Raw genomic sequence first — 16,855 nt, forward strand, 5'->3', positions numbered from 1 at the left:
CTGCTAAGCGGCATTCAGCCACTGCATCAGCGCCGTGTTGATCTCGCGCGGATAGGTGTGGCTGAGATCGTCGATCTCGCGATAGGTGACATCGGCGCCGGCGGCTGCGAGCGCCGCCTGCGTCTGGCGCGCTGTCTGCACGGGAAACATCCAGTCGAGCTTGCCGTGGGTGATGAAGATCGGCAGCCTCTGCAGGCGCGTGGCGTCCGCCATCTCCGCCATCAGCGGATGGAAGGTTGCCGAGACCGGGGCGAGATGGGTGAAGGGCGAAGCGGCTTCAAGCCCGCTCACGTAACAGAAGGTGCCGCCATCGCTCATTCCGGTCAGCAGCATGCGCGAGGCATCGACGGTCCAGCGGCTGCGCACGGCTTCGAGGATGCGCATGAGATTGGGCGTATCGGCATCATCGCCCATCAGCGCCCAGGTCGAGCCCATCGCGGTCGGCGCCACCAGGATCGCGCCGAGGCTGCGCGCATCGCGCAGCCAGCTCCACAGAAAACCGCGTCCGTTGCCGCTGCCGCCATGCAGCGCCATCACCAGCGGCATGGCGCGATCCTGCGTGTAATACTCGGGCACATAGACCGAGAAGCCGCCGCGGCTGCCGGGCTCGTTGTGATCGTGCAAGATGCCGGTGTCTTCGCGCGTGCCGGCTTCGAGCCGGGATAACAGGTCCGCATCGTCGCGATGGGCGGCGTTGAGGAAGAAGCTGCTTACCGGCGGAAACTGCGCCGCAAGGGGATAAAGCGCCTCCTGCGCGCGCGGCAGATGGCGCAGCGCGCGGAACACCGCGACGAGATCGCCATGGCCGCGCCCGACCTCACGGATGCCGGCAAAGGCGGCGAGCGTCTCGTCGCAGGCGCGATTCAGTTGCGCGCGCAAGCCGGCGAACTGCTCCGGCCAATCCCCGATCGCATCGCGTGCCGTCTGCAGCGCCTCGTCCGGCGTGCCGATTGCGTTCATGACGGAGGCAAACGCCGGCGGATGCAGATGACGGGCAAAGAAGCCGAGCGCCTCCAGCGCGTTCAGCAGCGGCGGAAGCACGGCCACGATGTCGTCGATCACGGCCTCGCTCATTGCAGCTTCCTTGGCGGCGTCCTTCAGCGGGGAGTCAATGCAGCTTCGGTGCCTTCAACAGCTTGAAGCGATCGGTCGAGGTCACCGTGACGTCGAAGGTGACGCCTTCGTGGTGCACGGTCAGCGGCACGTCGACACCGGCGGCGCCGAGCGACCACATCTTCTTGTAGAATTCGGTCTGGCTCGTGACCTTGTCGCCGTCGACGGCGAGGATGACGTCGCCGGTCTTGAGCTCGGCGCGCGCGGCCGGGCCGTTGGCGGAGATTCCGATCACCACTACGCGGTTGTCGATGTCGGTCGAGAACAGCCCGAGCCATGGCCGCGCCGGCTTGTTGACGCGGCCGAACTTGCGCAGATCTTCCAGGATCGGCTTCAACAGGTCGATCGGCACGATCATGTTGACGTGCTCGGCCTTGCCGTCGCGTTCGCGATCCAGCTGAAGCGAGCCGATGCCGATCAACTCGCCGCGCTCGTTGAGCAGCGCGGTGCCGCCCCAGTTCGGATGCGCGGGATAGGTGAAGATGGCTTCGTCCAGCAGGTATTCCCAATAGCCGGCGAATTCCTGCTTGGCCACGATCTGGCTCGCGACGGAGCGCGTGCGGCCGCCGGTGCCGCCGACCACGACGCGGTCGCCGATTCGGGTTGCTGCCGAGTTGCCGAGCGGCAAGGGCTCGACGTCGAGCGCACCGAGCGCCTGCACGAGGCCGAAGCCGGTGACGGAATCGAAGCCGAGCGCATGCCCTTCGACCACCCGTCCGTCAGCGAGATGCAGCCACACCGATTCCGCCTCGGTGATGAGATAGCCGATGGTGAGCACGAGGCCGTCATCAATCACGACGCCGTTGCCCGCGCGCTCGGTGCCCAGCGTTTCGGCGCTGAAGGCGTCCGGCGGGATGATGGCGTGCAGGCCGACGACGGATGCGAGCGCGCGGTCGAGATCGAAACCGTAGTCGCTCGCACGCGGCTGGTTGGCCGGCGGCACTCTCCATTCGGTCAGGGTGGTCATGGAGTTCTCCTGGCTGAGTGCATCGCTCCGGGATTGCTGCAGAGCGGCGCGCGACGCACGCATAATTTAGGCCGGGGGAGGCCGTCTTGAAAGCCTCGTTCCCCAACTATTCGTGAGAACGCCGCGTGAAATCTTCGAAAGGCGCGGGGAACGCGCACGGCGGCAGGCGTCCCCTCGATCCGGCACGTGCCGCATGGCTGGTGTCCGGCGAGGTGCTAGGCGCCGTGCAGTGAAGCTGCTAACCATTGCCGCTTCGTTTGACCAAGGGATCACGGATCGAAGCATGGACAACCGCAGCGACATCTGGCGTGGCATCGACACGATCAAGGCGCGTTTCATCGACCTCAGCGACAAGGTCTGGGGCATGCCCGAGGTGTGCTACACCGAGGCGCGGTCCGCCGCCGAACATCTCGCCGAGCTGCGCCATCAAGGTTTCCGCATCACCGAGAAGGTCGCGGGCATTCCGACCGCGGTGATGGGCGAGTGGGGCGAGGGCGGTCCGGTCATCGCTTTCATGGGGGAATATGACGCGCTGCCCGGCCTCAGCCAGGAAGCGGGCGTCGCCGAGCATCGTCCGATCGAAGCCGGCGGACACGGCCATGGCTGCGGTCATAATCTACTCGGTTCCGCCGCGCTGCTCGCCGCGACCGCGGTGAAGGACTGGCTCGCCCAGAACAAGGTGCCCGGTCGCGTGCGCTATTATGGCTGCCCGGCTGAAGAGGGCGGCGCAGCCAAGGCCTTCATGGTGCGCTCCGGCGCGTTCGAGGACGCCGACATCGCGATCACCTGGCATCCGCACAGCTTCTGGGAGGTCGCGGTGACGCCGTCGCTCGCCAACACGCGTGCGGACTTCATCTTCACCGGCCGCACCTCGCATGCCGCGGCCTCGCCGCATCTCGGCCGTTCCGCGCTCGATGCGGTGGAACTGATGAATGTCGGCGTGAACTACATGCGCGAACACATGCCGAGCGATGCGCGCGTGCATTATGCGTTGCTCGACACCGGCGGCATCGCACCCAACGTGGTGCAGGCCCATGCGCGGGTGCGCTATTCGATCCGCGCACGTGATCTTCCCGGCATGAACGAGCTGGTCGAGCGCGTGTCCAAGATCGCGCAGGGCGCGGCGCTGATGACGGAAACCAAGGTGGAGATGAAGATCATCTCCGCGGTCTCCAACATCCTGCCGAACGCGCCGCTGGAGCAGGCGCTGCACCGGGTCATGGAAGAGCTCGGACCGCCGCATTTCGATGATGCCGACAAGAGCTTTGCCGGCCAGATCCGCGCGACGCTGAGCGACAAGGACATCGCGTCCGTCTATTACGCGATCGGCATGGAGCCGACCGATCGGCCGCTGGCCGACTTCCTGGTGCCGCTCGATGCCAAACGCAACCCGCTGGTCGGCTCGACCGACGTCGGCGACGTCAGCTGGGTGGTGCCGACCGTGCAGGTTCACGCACCGACGGTTGCAATCGGCACGCCCTTCCACACCTGGCAGGTGGTGGCGCAGGGCAAGAGCCCGCATGCCCACAAGGCCATGGTGCAGGCGGCCAAGGCGATGGCCGGTCTCGGCATCAAGGCGCTGTCGGATCCGGAGCTGATCAAGGCGGCGAAGGCCGATTTGAAGAAGCGGACGGCCAAGACACCTTATGTCTGTCCGCTGCCGGACCACGTTGAGCCGCCGCTCGACATGTCCGTGGCGTAGAATTTCGCCTCGACATTTCGTCTGATCCGGCGAACAAATTTTTCGCAGTGCAGCGTGCAATCCAGCATGTTTTGATGCTGGATTGCCGAACGGATGGGCTGCAGAACGCAGTTTTGCCCAACGGACAGCCAGAAGACCGTTTGCATACACACGGTCCCAGTTGACGCGCCCCCCATTCGGTGTGCCATCTACTGCCAGCTAATTGGGCGGCTCCTTATCACGGCCGTCTTCATCACGATGGGAACCAGACGGGGGACAACCATGCTGGATAAAGAACTGCGTTCGATGATCGGCCAGGTGAAGGACGGGCGAATGGATCGCCGCGCCTTCATCAAGCACATGGCCGCGGTCGGCCTCACCGCCCCCCTGGCCAACCAGATCCTCGCGCTCGGCGGCGTCGCCATGGCGGAGGGCGCCTCGACCTACAAGCCGACCAAGCGCGGCGGCGGCGGTGCGCTGAAGCTGTTGTGGTGGCAGGGTCCGACCTTGCTCAATCCGCATTTCGCCACCGGCACCAAGGACCAGGACGGTGCGCGTCTGTTCTATGAACCCCTCGCCTGCTGGGATCCCGACGGCAACATGAAGCTGGTGCTGGCGGCGGAGATTCCGTCGATCCAGAACGGCCTGCTCGCCGCCGACGGCAAGTCGGTGACCTGGAAGCTGAAGCCCGGCGTGAAGTGGCACGATGGCCAGCCGTTCACGGCTGACGACGTCGTGTTCAACTGGGAATACGCCAAGGATCCGGCGACCTCCGCACTGACGATCGCGACGCTCCGCGACATCACGGTCGAGAAGGTGGATGAGCTCACGGTGCGCATCGTCTTCAACAAGCCGACGCCGTTCTGGGCCGACGCCTTCGTCGGGGCGCCCAACACCATCATCCCGAAACATCTGTTCAAGGACTACACGGGGTCCAAGTCGCGCGAGGCGCCGACCAACCTCTCGCCGGTCGGCACCGGCCCCTACAAGTTCGTCGAGTTCAAGCCGGGCGATCTCGTTCGCGGCGTGCTCAACCCCGATTATCACATGCCGAACCGTCCCTATTTCGATTCGGTCGAGATGAAGGGCGGCGGCGACGCCGTCTCGGCCGCGCGTGCGGTGATCCAGACCGGCGAGTATGATTTCGGCTGGAACATCCAGGTCGAGGACGACGTGCTGTTGCGCCTGGAGAAGGGCGGCAAGGGAAAGACCGTCTATGCCGTCGGCGGCGACACCGAATTCATCGCACTGAACTTCACCGATCCCAACACCGAGGTCGACGGCGAACGCTCGTCGATCAAGACCAAGCACCCGCTGTTTTCCGATCCGGCGGTGCGCAAGGCGCTCTCGCTGCTGATCGATCGCGAGTCGGTCAAGAAGGCGATCTACGGCCGCGCCGGCCGCACCACCGCGAACTTCCTCAACGGGCCCGAAAAATTCGTGTCCAAGAACACCTCGTGGGAATTCAGCATCGAGAAGGCCTCGAAGATGCTCGACGATGCCGGCTGGAAGCCGGGCGCCGACGGCATCCGCGAGAAGGACGGCAAGAAGCTCAAGCTCGTCTACCAGACCTCGATCAACGGCCCGCGCCAGAAGACCCAGGCGATCGTCAAGCAGGCCTGCCAGAAGGCCGGCATCGACGTCGAGCTGAAATCGGTCGTCGCCTCGGTGTTCTTCTCCTCCGACGTCGGCAATCCCGACACCTACTCCAAGTTCTACGCCGACATGGAGATGTTCCAGATCCCGCTGAGCCAGCCGGATCCGTCGCAGCACATGCGCCGCTATCTCTCGACCCTGGTCGCCACCAAGGAGAACAAGTGGCAGGGCACCAACTTCCCGCGCTGGGTCAACAAGGAGTACGACGCGACCATCCAGGCCGCGGACGGCGAGATGGATCCGGTCAAGCGTGCTGCGCTCTACATCAAGGCCAATGACCTCATGTACCAGGACACGGTGTTCATCCCGGTGCAGCATCGCCTGAAGGTCGAGGCGGCCGCCAACAACCTGCGGCCGGTCGTTTCCGGCTGGGCCAACGAGACCGACAATCTGTTCGACTGGTACCGCGAGGAATGATCCCCCAGCGCTAGACGGGGGCTTTCCCTCATGAGTCAATATGTTCTACGTCGCCTGCTGATCGCGATTCCGAGCCTGCTCGGAATCTCGGCCGTGCTGTTCTTCGTGCTGGCGCTTGCGCCCGGCGATCCCTTCTCCGAATTGGCGACGAATCCGAACGTTCCGCCCGAAGTGCAGGCCGCACTTCGGGCCAAGTTCGGCCTCGACGATCCGATCCATCTTCGCTACCTGCATTGGCTCAGCGCCATGCTGCACGGCGACTGGGGCTTCTCCTTCGTCAGCCGGATGAACGTCGACACGCTCATCCTGCAGCGCCTGCCGGCCACGCTCTACGTGATCGGCTCGGCGCAGATCCTGGCCCTGCTGATCGCGATCCCGGTCGGCGTCTATGCCGCGACCAAGCCCTATTCGCTGTTCGACCAGATCGCCAACACGCTCGCCTTCGTCGGCTTCTCGCTGCCGACCTTCTTCACCGGCATCCTGTTCATCCTGATCTTCTCGGTCACGCTGGACTGGCTGCCGTTCGTCTATACCACCGACATCAAGGCCACCGGCATCCACTGGGTGCTGGAGATGATCCGCCAGGCGATCATGCCGGTGGCGGTGCTCGGCCTGTTCCAGGCGGCGTCGATGACGCGGTTCGTGCGTTCGGCGATGCTGGACGTGATCCGGCTCGACTACGTCACCACCGCCCGCGCCAAGGGGCTCGGGCAGGCCAAGGTCATCGTCAAGCACGTGATGCGCAACGCCATGATCCCGGTCGTGACGTTGATCGCGCTGCAGATGCCCGCGGTGTTCGGCGGCGCCATCGTCACCGAGCAGATCTTCCGCATCCCCGGCATCGGCTCGCTGCTGATCTCCTCCATCCTCTCCAACGACACGCCGGTGGTGATGGCCGTCACCTTCGTCTTCGCGTGTCTCGTCGTGCTGTTCAATCTCATCGCGGACGTGCTTTATGGCTGGCTTGACCCTCGCATCTCCCTCCGCTGAGCGGCGCGTCTACTCGCCCTGGCGCGAGACGTGGCGGCGTTACAGCCGCCACAAGCTCGCCGTCGTCAGCGCCTTCCTGCTCCTCATTCTGGTTCTCGCCGTCGTGGCCGGGCCGTTCGTGTGGCGTGTGAAGATCAACGACATCGACATCGTCGCGGGCATGCAGGGGCCGTCGCTCGCCCATCCGTTCGGGACCGACGATCTCGGGCAGGACATCCTGGCGCGCATGATCTATGGCGGCCGCATCTCGCTCGCGGTCGGCCTCGCCGCGATGCTGGTCTCGGTCTTCATCGGCACGCTGATCGGCGCGCTCGCCGGCATGTCGCGCGGTGCGCTCGGGCACGGCCTGATGTGGCTGACCGACCTCTTCCTGTCGCTGCCGCAACTGCCGCTGCTGCTCCTGCTCATCTACCTGTTCCGCGACGGGTTGAAACAGGTGTTCGGCCCCGAAGGCGGCATCTTCATCCTGATCGTGCTCGTGATCGGGGGGCTGCGCTGGATGCCGGTGGCGCGGCTCGTGCGCGCGCAATTCCTGTCGATTCGCGAGAAGGAGTTCGTCGAGGCTGCACGCGCGCTCGGGGCCAGCCCGGTGCGGCAGGTGGTGCGGCATATCCTGCCCAATGCGCTCGGCCCGGTGATCATCGCCGGCACCATCGACGTTGCCGCCGCGATCATCGCGGAATCGACGCTGTCCTTCCTCGGCCTCGGTTTTCCGCCGGATACGCCGACCTGGGGCCGGCTGCTGTATGACGCCAAGGACTTTCTCGACATCGGCCCGCACTGGGCGCTGTTCCCGGGCGGCGCGATCTTCATCGCGGTGGTGGCCATCAACTTCATCGGCGACGGTCTGCGTGACGCGCTCGATGCGCGACGGGTGATCTGATGGCGCCGCTGCTCGAGATCAAGGGACTGAAGACCCACTTCTCCACCGATGACGGCATCCTGCAGGCCGTCGACGGCGTCGACATCTCCATCAACCGGGGCGAGACGCTTTGCGTCGTCGGCGAGTCCGGCTGCGGCAAGACCGTCACCGCGATGTCGATCCTGAAGCTGATCGCGATGCCGCCGGGCCGCATCGCGGCGGGCCAGATCATCTTCGAGGGCCGCGACCTGGTGCCGCTGACCAGCAATCAGCTCGACGAGATCAGGGCCAAGGAGATCGGCTTCATCTTCCAGGAGCCGATGACCTCGCTCAACCCGGTGCTGACCATCGGCGAGCAGATCGCCGAGAGCCTGCGCCGCCACGAGGCCGTGACCAGAAAGCAGGCGCTCGATCGCACCATCGAGATGCTGAAGCTGGTGCAGATCCCCAACGCCGAAGGCAGGGTGCACAATTATCCGCACCAGTTTTCCGGCGGCATGCGCCAGCGCGTGATGATCGCGATGGCGCTGGCCTGCAAGCCGAAGCTGATCATCGCCGACGAGCCCACCACGGCGCTCGACGTCACCATCCAGGCCCAGATCCTCGACCTGCTCCAGGACATGAAGGAGCGCTTTGGCATGGCGGTGATGCTGATCACCCATGCCATGGGCGTCGTCGCCGAAACCGCGCAACGCGTCGTCGTGATGTATGCCGGCAAGGTCGTGGAGGAGGCGCCCGTCGACGACCTCTTCGACCATCCCGGCCATCCCTATACGCAAGGCCTGATCCGCTCGATCCCACGCATCGATCTCGACAGCGAGCACAAGACGCGGCTCGAGGCGATCGGCGGCTCGGTGCCGATCCTGATCAATCCGCCGGTCGGCTGCCGCTTTGCGCCGCGCTGCAAGTTCGCCATGAATGTCTGCACCGAGAAGGAGCCGCTGCTGCGCGAGATCGCGCCGGGTCACCGCATGGCCTGTCATCTCGGGGATCCGAACCTGGGAGCCGCGTCATGAGCGAACCCTTGCTCCGCGTCAGCGGCCTGAAGAAACATTTCCCCGTGCTCGGCGGCCTGTTGTCGCGCCAGGTCGGCACCGTCTATGCGGTCGACGGCGTGTCGTTCTCGGTCAACCGCGGCGAAACGCTCGGTCTCGTCGGCGAATCCGGCTGCGGCAAGTCGACGACGGGACGTTGCGTGCTGCGCCTGATCGAGCCGACCGACGGCGAGGTCGTCTTCGACGGCCAGGACGTGCGTCAGCTCGGCGGAAATGATCTGCGCGCGATGCGGCGGAACATGCAGCTGGTGTTCCAGGATCCCTTCGCCTCGCTCAATCCGCGCATGACGGTCGGCGCCATCCTCGGCGAGGCCTTCACCATCCACAATCTCGCATCGTCCGCGAAAGAGCGCGAGGAACGTGTCGCGGGACTCCTGGTCAAGGTCGGGCTCAAGGCCGAGCATATGCGGCGCTATCCGCATGAATTCTCGGGCGGCCAGCGCCAGCGCATCGTGATCGCGCGCGCGCTCGCGGTCGAGCCGAAGCTGATCGTCTGTGACGAGCCGGTCTCGGCGCTCGACGTGTCGATCCAGGCCCAGGTCATCAACCTGCTGGAAGACCTCCAGGCCGAGCTGAACCTCACCTATCTCTTCGTCGCGCACGACCTCTCGGTGGTCGAGCACATCTCCGACCGCGTCGCGGTGATGTATCTCGGACGCATCGTCGAGCTGGCGAAAGCGAGCGACCTCTACCGCAACCCGCAGCATCCCTACACCCGGGCGCTGCTCTCGGCGGTGCCGGTGCCCGATCCCAAGCTGAAGCGTGAGCGCATCCGCCTCAAGGGCGACGTGCCGAGCCCGATGAAGCCGCCGTCGGGCTGTCACTTCCACACCCGCTGCCCGATTGCCCAGCCGCGCTGCGCCGAGAGCGCGCCCGTGCTGAAGGAGGGCGCTGGAGGGCATTTCGTGGCGTGTCATCTGGCCTGACGCCGGCAGGCGATTGCGACGGATTGGTGCGGGGAGGGGAACGTGAGTCAGATCCATGATACCGGTCTCATCATGACTGAAGCGGAGCTGCTTTCGACTCGAGCCACTAAAATCGGCGCCGATGCGCGCCGGGCGTTGTGGGGATCTGCGCTGGGTTACGGCATGGATGGGTTCGATCTGCTCATCCTGGGCTTCATGCTGACGGCGATCTCGAGGGATCTTCATCTGACGCAGCCGCAGGCTGCTTCGCTGGTGACCGCGACACTGGTCGGGGCGGTGCTCGGTGGCTTCGTCTTCGGCCTGCTATCCGACCGGCTCGGGCGGGTCCGCGTCCTGACCTGGAGCATTGTCCTGTTTGCGGTCTTCACGGGACTATGCGCCTTGGCTCAGGGTTATTGGGATCTCATGATCTACCGGGCCATCGCAGGCATCGGGCTCGGCGGCGAATTCGGCATAGGCATGGCGCTGGTCGCGGAGGCCTGGCCGTCGGACAAGCGGGCGCGGGCGACCTCCTATGTCGGTCTCGGCTGGCAATTCGGCGTGCTCTGTGCGGCGCTGGTGACGCCGGTGCTCCTGCCCCTCATCGGCTGGCGCGGCATGTTCGCGGTGGGGCTGTTTCCGGCTCTGGCTGCCTATGTGATCCGGCGCAGGCTGCACGAGCCCGACATCTTTCTGGCTCGTCGGGCCACGACGACGGATGCCGTCGCCTCGCTTCGCGCGCTCGTCGCCGACAGAGAGACGGCAAAGATCAGCCTTGCCATGGTCATCCTCTGCTCGGTGCAGAATTTCGGCTATTACGGCATCATGATCTGGCTGCCGAACTATCTCTCGACGCGGTTCGGCTATGGCCTCACCCAATCGGCAGTCTGGACCTCCGTCACCATTGCCGGCATGGCGCTTGGCATCTTTCTGTTCGGCCATGCGGCCGATCGCTTCGGTCGCCGACCTGCGTTTCTCACTTACATGCTGGGCGCAGCCGTCATGGTGCTGGTCTATTCGCAATTGACTGCCGCCACCGCGCTGTTGGTCGGCGGAGCCGTGATGGGCTTCTTCGTCAACGGCATGCTCGGCGGCTATGGCGCGCTGATGAGCGAGCTCTATCCGACCGCTTCGCGGGCGACTGCACAAAACGTGTTCTTCAATATCGGCCGCGCGGTCGCGGGGTTCGGTCCGCTGGTGGTCGGCCTGATCAGCGCGTCCTACGGCTTTCCGACGGCGATCGGTGCGTTGGCGCTGCTCTATTTGCTGGATGTCGTGGCGCTGCTCGCGCTGGTTCCAGAGCGGCGCGGCGCGGAGCTTGCCTGATCCGGCCTCTGCTCATGACGCCGCGAGCAGGCCGTGCTTCGCGAGCGCCTGCCTCAGAGCCTCCGGCGTGGTGTGATGATGCGCCAGGAGACCGGCTTCCTTCGCTCCGGCGACATTCTGCGCGAGGTCGTCGATGAAGAGAACGGTCGCGGGCACCACCTGCAGCTCGGACAGGCAGAGACGGTAGCAGCGCGGGTCCGGCTTCGCGGTCTTGAACTGGGCCGAGGTGTAGATGTTCGCGCCGAACAGCGGACGCAGCTCCGGCAGCAGCGTGTCGATGTGGTCCGCGACCAGCGTGGTGTTGTTGGTCAGCACGGCGATATCGACGGTTTTGCGTAAGCTCGCGGCAATTTCCAGCATCGCGCGATCCGCCTGCATCGAGCGGCGCCGCGCCTCGACCCATTCGTCGAGCGATAGCGGATAGCCGATGCGTTCGCCAAAGCCGCGCAGATAGTCGGCGGCGTCGAGCGCGCCGGAATCGCCGAGCAGCTCGAATCCACTGTCCCAGATCGCCTTGTAGACGGCGTCGCTGGTCGATCCCGCAAGCTCCGCGAGACACGCGACACGCTTGCCCCTGTCGTAGCCGCAGAGGACGTTGTCCATGTCGAACAGGACGAGCTTGATTGTATCGGTCACGGCAGCACTCTCGGGTCGGCCGGCGCCCGGCCGGGCCCGGACTCATATCCCGTCAGGCCGCAGGCGACAAACGGATGCGAGAAGGCGAGGGCGGATCCGTGTCACGCAGTCTTGGCTGGCCAGGGGACGACCTGTCCCGACATCACCAGGCGGTCACGGCCGCTGTCCTTGGCAGCGTAGAGCGCGCGGTCGGCGGCGGCGACCAGCGTGCTGCAATCCGTCGTGGCCTGGGCCGGACGAGCGGTTGCAGCGCCGACGCTGGCGGTGACCAGCCGGCTGGGCGGATTTTGCACGTGCAGCAGCGCGAGCTCGTGCAGCGCCCGGCGGATCCCTTCACCGACCTCGGCGCAACCGGCGGCGTCGGAATTGGGCAACAGGACGGCGAATTCCTCCCCGCCGTAGCGCGCCGCGAGGTCGGCCGGGCGCTTGGCATGGGCAGACAGAATCCGACCGATGGCACGCAGGCAACCATCGCCCGCCACGTGCCCGTAATGGTCGTTGAACTTCTTGAAATGATCGACGTCGATCAGGAGCAGCGAAAGCTGTGTGTCGTCGCGCCGCGCGCGCGCCCATTCGTCGGCGAGACGTTCGTCGAAGGCGCGCCGGTTGGCGAGGCCGGTGAGGCCGTCGGTCGTTGCAAGCGAGGCGAGCTTGTCCTGCAGGTCCTTCTGCTCGGTGATGTCGCGCACGACTGCGACGACACCGTCGATCTCGCCGCTGTCCGACGCCAGCGTCACGTGCAGTGCAGCCTCGGCCCAGATCTCGCCCTTGTCGCGATGACGCTGGCGATAGACGAACCGCGCTTCCTCCGCTTCGCCGTTCTTCAGCGCGGTGACGGCCTGCTCGACCCGTTCCGTGTCGTCGGAATGAATGCCGGCGAGCGACGAGGTGCCCAGCAGTTCCTCGGGCGACCAGCCGGTGATGCGCACGCATGAGGGAGACACGTAGAGCAACTGGTTGTCCAGTCCGATCCGGGTCACCATGTCGCTGGACTGCTCTGCCAACAGGCGGAAGTTCGCTTCCTGGGCGACCAGCGCCTGTGCCGTCCGCTGCCGCTGCAGCAACTGACGGACCAGGAGGAAACCGATCACCGCGATCAACAGGACGAGGCCGAGGACGAAGGTCATGCGTGCGGCGGCCGCTTTTCGCCACGGAGCCAGCACGTCGTCCTGCGACTTGCTCGCGAGCACCATCAGGGGGTAGCGGCTGCTGCGCTGATAGTAGCTCAGCCGCCTCACGCCATCGAGCGGCGACGTGAAATAGTAGATCGCCGCCGCGGGTCGGCTTCCCCACTCCCTGAACAGCGGCGTGTTGGACAGGTCGCGTCCGACGAAGGTGTCGCCTTCGTCGCGGCTGCGCGCCAGCAGGATGCCGCTGGTGTTGAGCAGCGATGCCGAGCCGTTCGGCCCGAAGTCGAACCGTTGGTAGAATTTCGCGAAATAGCTGACGTCGATCGTGAGCAGGGCAACGCCGGCGAAGCCGCCGTCGGCATCGTTGATCCGGCGCGAGGCCGTGATGATCCACTGGCCCCCGGCGCGGCTCTTGACGGGCCGCCCGATCAGCGTGCCCGTCTCCGGGGAGTCGCGATGGCGCTGGAAATATTCGCGGTCGCTGTTGTTGAGCTTGGAGAAGTCGAGGCGCTCCGTCGTGGCAAGCCAGCGGCCGGTGGCATCGTAGACGAAGATGCCGCGGATACGGTCCGATGATTTGCGTGTCGGCAGATAGGCCTGGAGTTTCGTGATCGTGTCCGGACCCATCCCGTCGATTTCGAGCCGGTGGACCAGTCCGACCAGCAGTGTGTCGGCCAGTTCGAACGTGTCGTCCGCATGCTGGATCAGGGAGTGGGCGAGGTTGGCGACGTCGATCTCGGCACTCCTGAGCTCGGCATTGCGTGCCTCCCATTCGCGCCAGATGCTCATGCCGAGGATCGCCACGCAGATGAGCACGACGAACCCAGCCGCCCAGAGCGGAAGGCGCGTCTTGCCGAGTTCGCGACTCGTCACCATCGGGCTTGCTCCAAATCGGAGCAAACCTCTCACTTTGACCTTAACGGCCTGTTGCAATATTTGCGATGATTGCGCAGGGTCCGTACTCTACCGGGGACCGTCGTGGATATCTCTCGATCGCCTTGCGGCCGGTGGATGTTCACGGCGGACGGCGCGAGATGGTTCCCGTCGAAATCAGCCGCGTCATTCCTCCAGCGTGAAGCCGACGCGCAGCGTCACCTGATAGTGGCGGACGGCGCCGTTCTCGATGTGGCCGCGGGTCTGCACAACCTCGAACCACTTCATCTCCCGAATGGTCTTCGACGCGCGGCTGACCGCATTTTTGATCGCGTCCTCGATCGAGGTCTCGGACGATCCGACCAGGTCCAGGATCTTGTAGACATGGTCCTTCTCGGCTGCAGGCATGATGGTCTCCCTCGGTTGCACTGCGGCACGCGCCCACGCGCCGTGCTCTCATCTGAACGGGCGCCGGGCGGTCCAGTTCCGTTCTGCGCGATGGCTTGCATGCGCCGGCCGAGGTGGAGCGGCCGGTGGCCGCCTGCTATGCGCAATCCATGGATCCCGCACGACGCGACAGGATGATCGGCTCTCTCTGCCTCGGTGTCACGGCCTTCGGCTGGGCGTTGAACTGGCCGCTGATGAAGCTGCTGCTGCAGCAATGGCCGCCTTTGTTCGCGCGCGGGCTTGCGGGTGTTTGCGCCTCGCTCATCCTTGGTGCCCTGGTGTTGAGCCGGAAGGAATCGTTCGTCGTTCCGCGCGAGGCGATCCCGCGGCTGGTGTTCGCGACCTTCACCAACGTCTTTGCCTGGATGGGGCTCGGCACGGTCGCGATGAAGTACGTGACGGTGAGCGAGGGCGCCCTGCTCGCCTACACCATGCCGATCTGGGCGATGCTGTTCGCCTGGCCGGCGCTGCATGCACGGCCGGCCCCGCGCGATATCTTCGGGCTCGTCCTCGGTGTCGCCGGCGTCACGCTGCTCCTGAGCGGCAACGGTCTTGCGTTCGGCGCCGACAAGCTGCTGGGTATTGTGCTGGCGCTGTCTTGCGCCATCCTGTTCGCGCTCGGCAACGTGCTCAACCGCAAGCCGCTGCCGATGCCGCCGCTGGTCGTCGTCGCCTGGCAGGTCGGGCTCGGCTGCGCCACGATGCTGATCCTCGGCGTCGCGTTCGAGCGTCCCGACGTCACCGCGATCACCCCGCTGGGGCTCGGCTGCTTCGTCTACATGACGCTGGTGCCAATGGGGATCTGCTACGTCACCTGGTTCGAGACGCTGCGCCGTCTGCCACCGACCACGGCCTCGACCGGCATGTTGATCGTACCCGTGATCGGCGTCGTCTCCGCCGCCATCATTCTCGGCGAGCCACTGGGCTATCGCGAATGGACGGCGATGGCGCTCACGCTCGGCGGCGTGACGCTGGCCCTGCAGCGGGGGTGAGGGCGCCGGCGCCTCCTACGGATCCAGCTCCGTATCCCAGTAGAGATAATCCAGCCAGCTGTCGTGCAGATAGTTCGGCGGAAACAGGCGGCCGTTGCGGTGGAGCTGGTGCACGGTCGGCGCAAACGCGCTCTGGCGCGGAAACATTCTTGCTTGCGCCGGCGTCAGATTGCCCTTGCGCAGGTTACACGGCGAGCATGCCGCGACCACGTTCTCCCAGGTGGTCTGGCCGCCTTTGCTGCGCGGGATGATGTGATCGAAGGTGAGGTCTTCGGGCGAGCCGCAATATTGGCAGGCGAAACGATCGCGCAGAAAGACGTTGAAACGGGTGAAGGCGGGGTGGGTGGTCGGCTTGACGAAGGACTTGAGCGAGACGACGCTCGGCAGCTGCATTTGCAGCGTCGGACTGTGGACCGCCTGATCGTAGTGAGCGACGATGTTGACGCGGTCGAGGAACACCGCCTTGATCGCGTCCTGCCACGACCAAAGAGACAGCGGGTAGTAACTCAGCGGCCGGAAGTCCGCATTCAGCACCAACACCGGCCAACTGCCTTGCGAGACATGTGCGTTCAAGTAACGCTCCCGGCCTCCAATATACGCTGCGAAGCAGCATGTGTTGACATACTACATGCAGCGTGACGGGATTGTGAAGCCCGTTGAGCGACTTATTCGGGCGCAAGCAATGCGGCGCCGGGGTGGCGAAGGCGCACAAAAAGCCGCGATCTGGCGGAGGCATGCGGCGGGCGCGGAACTGCCTGCCTCTGCACGTCGTGACGTGCCGTGGCAGCTACTCCCGTACCCGCTCCAGCTTCTGCAGGCATCGCGTGGCGCGCACCGTTGCCGGCATCTCCTCGTCCGGAAAGCTGGTCTTCCAGTCGGTGACTCCGACCTCGCCGACATAGATGTCGCCCTTCGAATCCAGCGCGATGCCGTGCGGCGCCAGGAATTTGCCGCTGGCAATGCCCGGGCCGTCCTCGCCGCCGAGCCGTGCGATGCGCTGGCCCTTGGCGTCCACGATCGACAGTCGCGGGCCGAGATTGGGCACCTTGCGGTTGACGGCCATGCCGGGGCCGAGCTCGCCGATCACGAAGGTCGGGCTCTTCGCTCCGCCGCAGCAGCACAGCGCACAAGGGCGGTGCAAATTGTTCCACTGCGTCTCGTATTTGCCTTCGCCGTTGAACACCTGCACGCGATGGTTCTCGCGGTCGGCGACATAGACCCAGCCGTCGGGATCGGTGGCAATATTGTGCACGATGTTGAACTGGCCAGGATCGGTGCCCGGCTCGCCCCAGCTCGTCATCAACTTCCCGTCCGGCGTGAATTTATGCACGCGCGCATTGCCATAGCCGTCGGAGACGTAGATCTCGCCCTTCGGCGACAGCGCAGTGTGGGTGCAGCGGTGGAACGGCTCGCCGCTCATGAACGGCGACGGTTTTGCGGGGATGCCGATGGTCAGCAGCACCTTGCCGTCGGTGGTGCATTTGCGCACGGTGTGGTCGCCGTCATCGGTGCAATAGAGATTGTCGTCGGCGTCGATGTGCAGGCCGTGCGCGCGCGAGAACAACCCTTCGCCAAAACTGCGCAGGAAATTGCCCTCGCGGTCCAGGACGACCATCGGATGAGCGCCGCGGTTGAAGACGTAGACGCGGTCCTTGCTGTCGACCGCGACCGAGGCGACGTCGGTGAGCTGCCAGCCGCCCGGCAACTTTGCGAAGTTGTCGACGACGCGATAGCGATGCTCGCCGCTGCCGAGAATGGCTGGCACTGATCTCTCCTCTTGTCATTCCGGGGCGCGATGAAGTCGC

General features: G+C 65.3%; 15 protein-coding genes. 8 read left to right on the forward strand and 7 right to left on the reverse strand.

Features of this window, described 5'->3' with window-relative positions; all coding sequences use genetic code 11:
• Positions 1 to 3 precede the first annotated feature (3 nt).
• Together AC0WRY_RS04310 and AC0WRY_RS04315 are read right to left on the reverse strand one after the other, a co-directional pair.
• Entirely contained in the window at positions 4 to 1,074 is a 1,071-nt protein-coding gene (locus tag AC0WRY_RS04310) for a dienelactone hydrolase family protein (protein WP_491122714.1), read from the reverse strand.
• 34 nt (positions 1,075 to 1,108) lie between these two features.
• Positions 1,109 to 2,080 carry a S1C family serine protease gene (locus AC0WRY_RS04315; RefSeq protein ID WP_194405826.1) on the reverse strand — a complete coding sequence of 324 codons (972 nt, stop codon included), beginning with the start codon at positions 2,078 to 2,080 and terminating at the stop codon, positions 1,109 to 1,111.
• 283 nt (positions 2,081 to 2,363) lie between these two features.
• Here AC0WRY_RS04315 and AC0WRY_RS04320 point away from each other — a divergent pair, with 283 nt between their 5' ends.
• The 7 genes from AC0WRY_RS04320 (at position 2,364) to AC0WRY_RS04350 (ending at position 10,972) form a co-directional block, all read left to right on the forward strand.
• A complete protein-coding gene (locus tag AC0WRY_RS04320; RefSeq protein ID WP_491122715.1) occupies positions 2,364 to 3,782 on the forward strand; it encodes a M20 family metallopeptidase in 1,419 nt (472 codons plus the stop codon).
• Between the two features lie 261 nt (positions 3,783 to 4,043).
• On the forward strand, positions 4,044 to 5,834 hold the full coding sequence (locus tag AC0WRY_RS04325) for a peptide ABC transporter substrate-binding protein (RefSeq protein WP_194405828.1): 1,791 nt from the start codon (positions 4,044 to 4,046) through the stop codon (positions 5,832 to 5,834).
• A 30-nt stretch (positions 5,835 to 5,864) separates the two neighbouring features.
• Positions 5,865 to 6,824 carry an ABC transporter permease gene (locus tag AC0WRY_RS04330; protein WP_194405829.1) on the forward strand — a complete coding sequence of 320 codons (960 nt, stop codon included), beginning with the start codon at positions 5,865 to 5,867 and terminating at the stop codon, positions 6,822 to 6,824.
• Complete coding sequence (locus AC0WRY_RS04335; protein WP_194405830.1) at positions 6,790 to 7,707, forward strand: ABC transporter permease; 918 nt, start codon at positions 6,790 to 6,792, stop codon at positions 7,705 to 7,707. The genes AC0WRY_RS04330 and AC0WRY_RS04335 overlap by 35 nt, the downstream gene beginning before the upstream one ends.
• Positions 7,707 to 8,702, forward strand: a complete 996-nt coding sequence (locus tag AC0WRY_RS04340) for an ABC transporter ATP-binding protein (RefSeq protein ID WP_194405831.1) — start codon at positions 7,707 to 7,709, stop codon at positions 8,700 to 8,702. The genes AC0WRY_RS04335 and AC0WRY_RS04340 overlap by 1 nt, the downstream gene beginning before the upstream one ends.
• Positions 8,699 to 9,667 (forward strand): ABC transporter ATP-binding protein, encoded by a 969-nt coding sequence (locus AC0WRY_RS04345; RefSeq protein WP_194405832.1) that lies wholly within the window; start codon positions 8,699 to 8,701, stop codon positions 9,665 to 9,667. The genes AC0WRY_RS04340 and AC0WRY_RS04345 overlap by 4 nt, the downstream gene beginning before the upstream one ends.
• A gap of 42 nt (positions 9,668 to 9,709) precedes the next feature.
• Complete coding sequence (locus AC0WRY_RS04350) at positions 9,710 to 10,972, forward strand: MFS transporter (RefSeq protein ID WP_491122716.1); 1,263 nt, start codon at positions 9,710 to 9,712, stop codon at positions 10,970 to 10,972.
• Between the two features lie 12 nt (positions 10,973 to 10,984).
• Here the strand turns inward: AC0WRY_RS04350 and AC0WRY_RS04355 are convergent, their stop codons facing one another.
• The 3 genes from AC0WRY_RS04355 to AC0WRY_RS04365 form a co-directional block, all read right to left on the reverse strand.
• Positions 10,985 to 11,575, reverse strand: coding sequence for an HAD family hydrolase (locus AC0WRY_RS04355; RefSeq protein ID WP_194408163.1), 591 nt, complete (start codon positions 11,573 to 11,575; stop codon positions 10,985 to 10,987).
• Positions 11,576 to 11,709: 134 nt separating this feature from the next.
• Positions 11,710 to 13,614, reverse strand: coding sequence for a diguanylate cyclase domain-containing protein (locus AC0WRY_RS04360; protein WP_194405833.1), 1,905 nt, complete (start codon positions 13,612 to 13,614; stop codon positions 11,710 to 11,712).
• A 183-nt stretch (positions 13,615 to 13,797) separates the two neighbouring features.
• Positions 13,798 to 14,019, reverse strand: a complete 222-nt coding sequence (locus AC0WRY_RS04365; RefSeq protein ID WP_194405834.1) for a dodecin — start codon at positions 14,017 to 14,019, stop codon at positions 13,798 to 13,800.
• A 149-nt stretch (positions 14,020 to 14,168) separates the two neighbouring features.
• Between AC0WRY_RS04365 and AC0WRY_RS04370 the strand changes: the two genes are divergently transcribed.
• Entirely contained in the window at positions 14,169 to 15,050 is an 882-nt protein-coding gene (locus AC0WRY_RS04370) for a DMT family transporter (RefSeq protein WP_194408164.1), read from the forward strand.
• A gap of 15 nt (positions 15,051 to 15,065) precedes the next feature.
• On the opposite strand, the gene AC0WRY_RS04375 is transcribed toward AC0WRY_RS04370, so the two are convergent.
• Together AC0WRY_RS04375 and AC0WRY_RS04380 are read right to left on the reverse strand one after the other, a co-directional pair.
• Positions 15,066 to 15,623: an HNH endonuclease gene (locus AC0WRY_RS04375; RefSeq protein ID WP_194405835.1), complete on the reverse strand. Its 558-nt coding sequence runs from the start codon at positions 15,621 to 15,623 to the stop codon at positions 15,066 to 15,068.
• 214 nt (positions 15,624 to 15,837) lie between these two features.
• A complete protein-coding gene (locus tag AC0WRY_RS04380) occupies positions 15,838 to 16,815 on the reverse strand; it encodes a peptidyl-alpha-hydroxyglycine alpha-amidating lyase family protein (RefSeq protein WP_194405836.1) in 978 nt (325 codons plus the stop codon).
• Positions 16,816 to 16,855 lie beyond the last annotated feature (40 nt).

It is taken from the genome of Bradyrhizobium sp. T-12 (assembly GCF_058314695.1).

Bases quoted from the DNA above. Each gene is read 5' to 3' on its own strand.
- AC0WRY_RS04310 (WP_491122714.1), bottom strand. From the start codon at position 1,074: ATGAGCGAGGCCGTGATCGACGACATCGTGGCCGTGCTTCCGCCGCTG.
- AC0WRY_RS04315 (WP_194405826.1), bottom strand. From the start codon at position 2,080: ATGACCACCCTGACCGAATGGAGAGTGCCGCCGGCCAACCAGCCGCGT.
- AC0WRY_RS04320 (WP_491122715.1), top strand. From the start codon at position 2,364: ATGGACAACCGCAGCGACATCTGGCGTGGCATCGACACGATCAAGGCG.
- AC0WRY_RS04325 (WP_194405828.1), top strand. From the start codon at position 4,044: ATGCTGGATAAAGAACTGCGTTCGATGATCGGCCAGGTGAAGGACGGG.
- AC0WRY_RS04330 (WP_194405829.1), top strand. From the start codon at position 5,865: ATGAGTCAATATGTTCTACGTCGCCTGCTGATCGCGATTCCGAGCCTG.
- AC0WRY_RS04335 (WP_194405830.1), top strand. From the start codon at position 6,790: ATGGCTGGCTTGACCCTCGCATCTCCCTCCGCTGAGCGGCGCGTCTAC.
- AC0WRY_RS04340 (WP_194405831.1), top strand. From the start codon at position 7,707: ATGGCGCCGCTGCTCGAGATCAAGGGACTGAAGACCCACTTCTCCACC.
- AC0WRY_RS04345 (WP_194405832.1), top strand. From the start codon at position 8,699: ATGAGCGAACCCTTGCTCCGCGTCAGCGGCCTGAAGAAACATTTCCCC.
- AC0WRY_RS04355 (WP_194408163.1), bottom strand. From the start codon at position 11,575: ATGGACAACGTCCTCTGCGGCTACGACAGGGGCAAGCGTGTCGCGTGT.
- AC0WRY_RS04360 (WP_194405833.1), bottom strand. From the start codon at position 13,614: ATGGTGACGAGTCGCGAACTCGGCAAGACGCGCCTTCCGCTCTGGGCG.
- AC0WRY_RS04365 (WP_194405834.1), bottom strand. From the start codon at position 14,019: ATGCCTGCAGCCGAGAAGGACCATGTCTACAAGATCCTGGACCTGGTC.
- AC0WRY_RS04370 (WP_194408164.1), top strand. From the start codon at position 14,169: ATGGATCCCGCACGACGCGACAGGATGATCGGCTCTCTCTGCCTCGGT.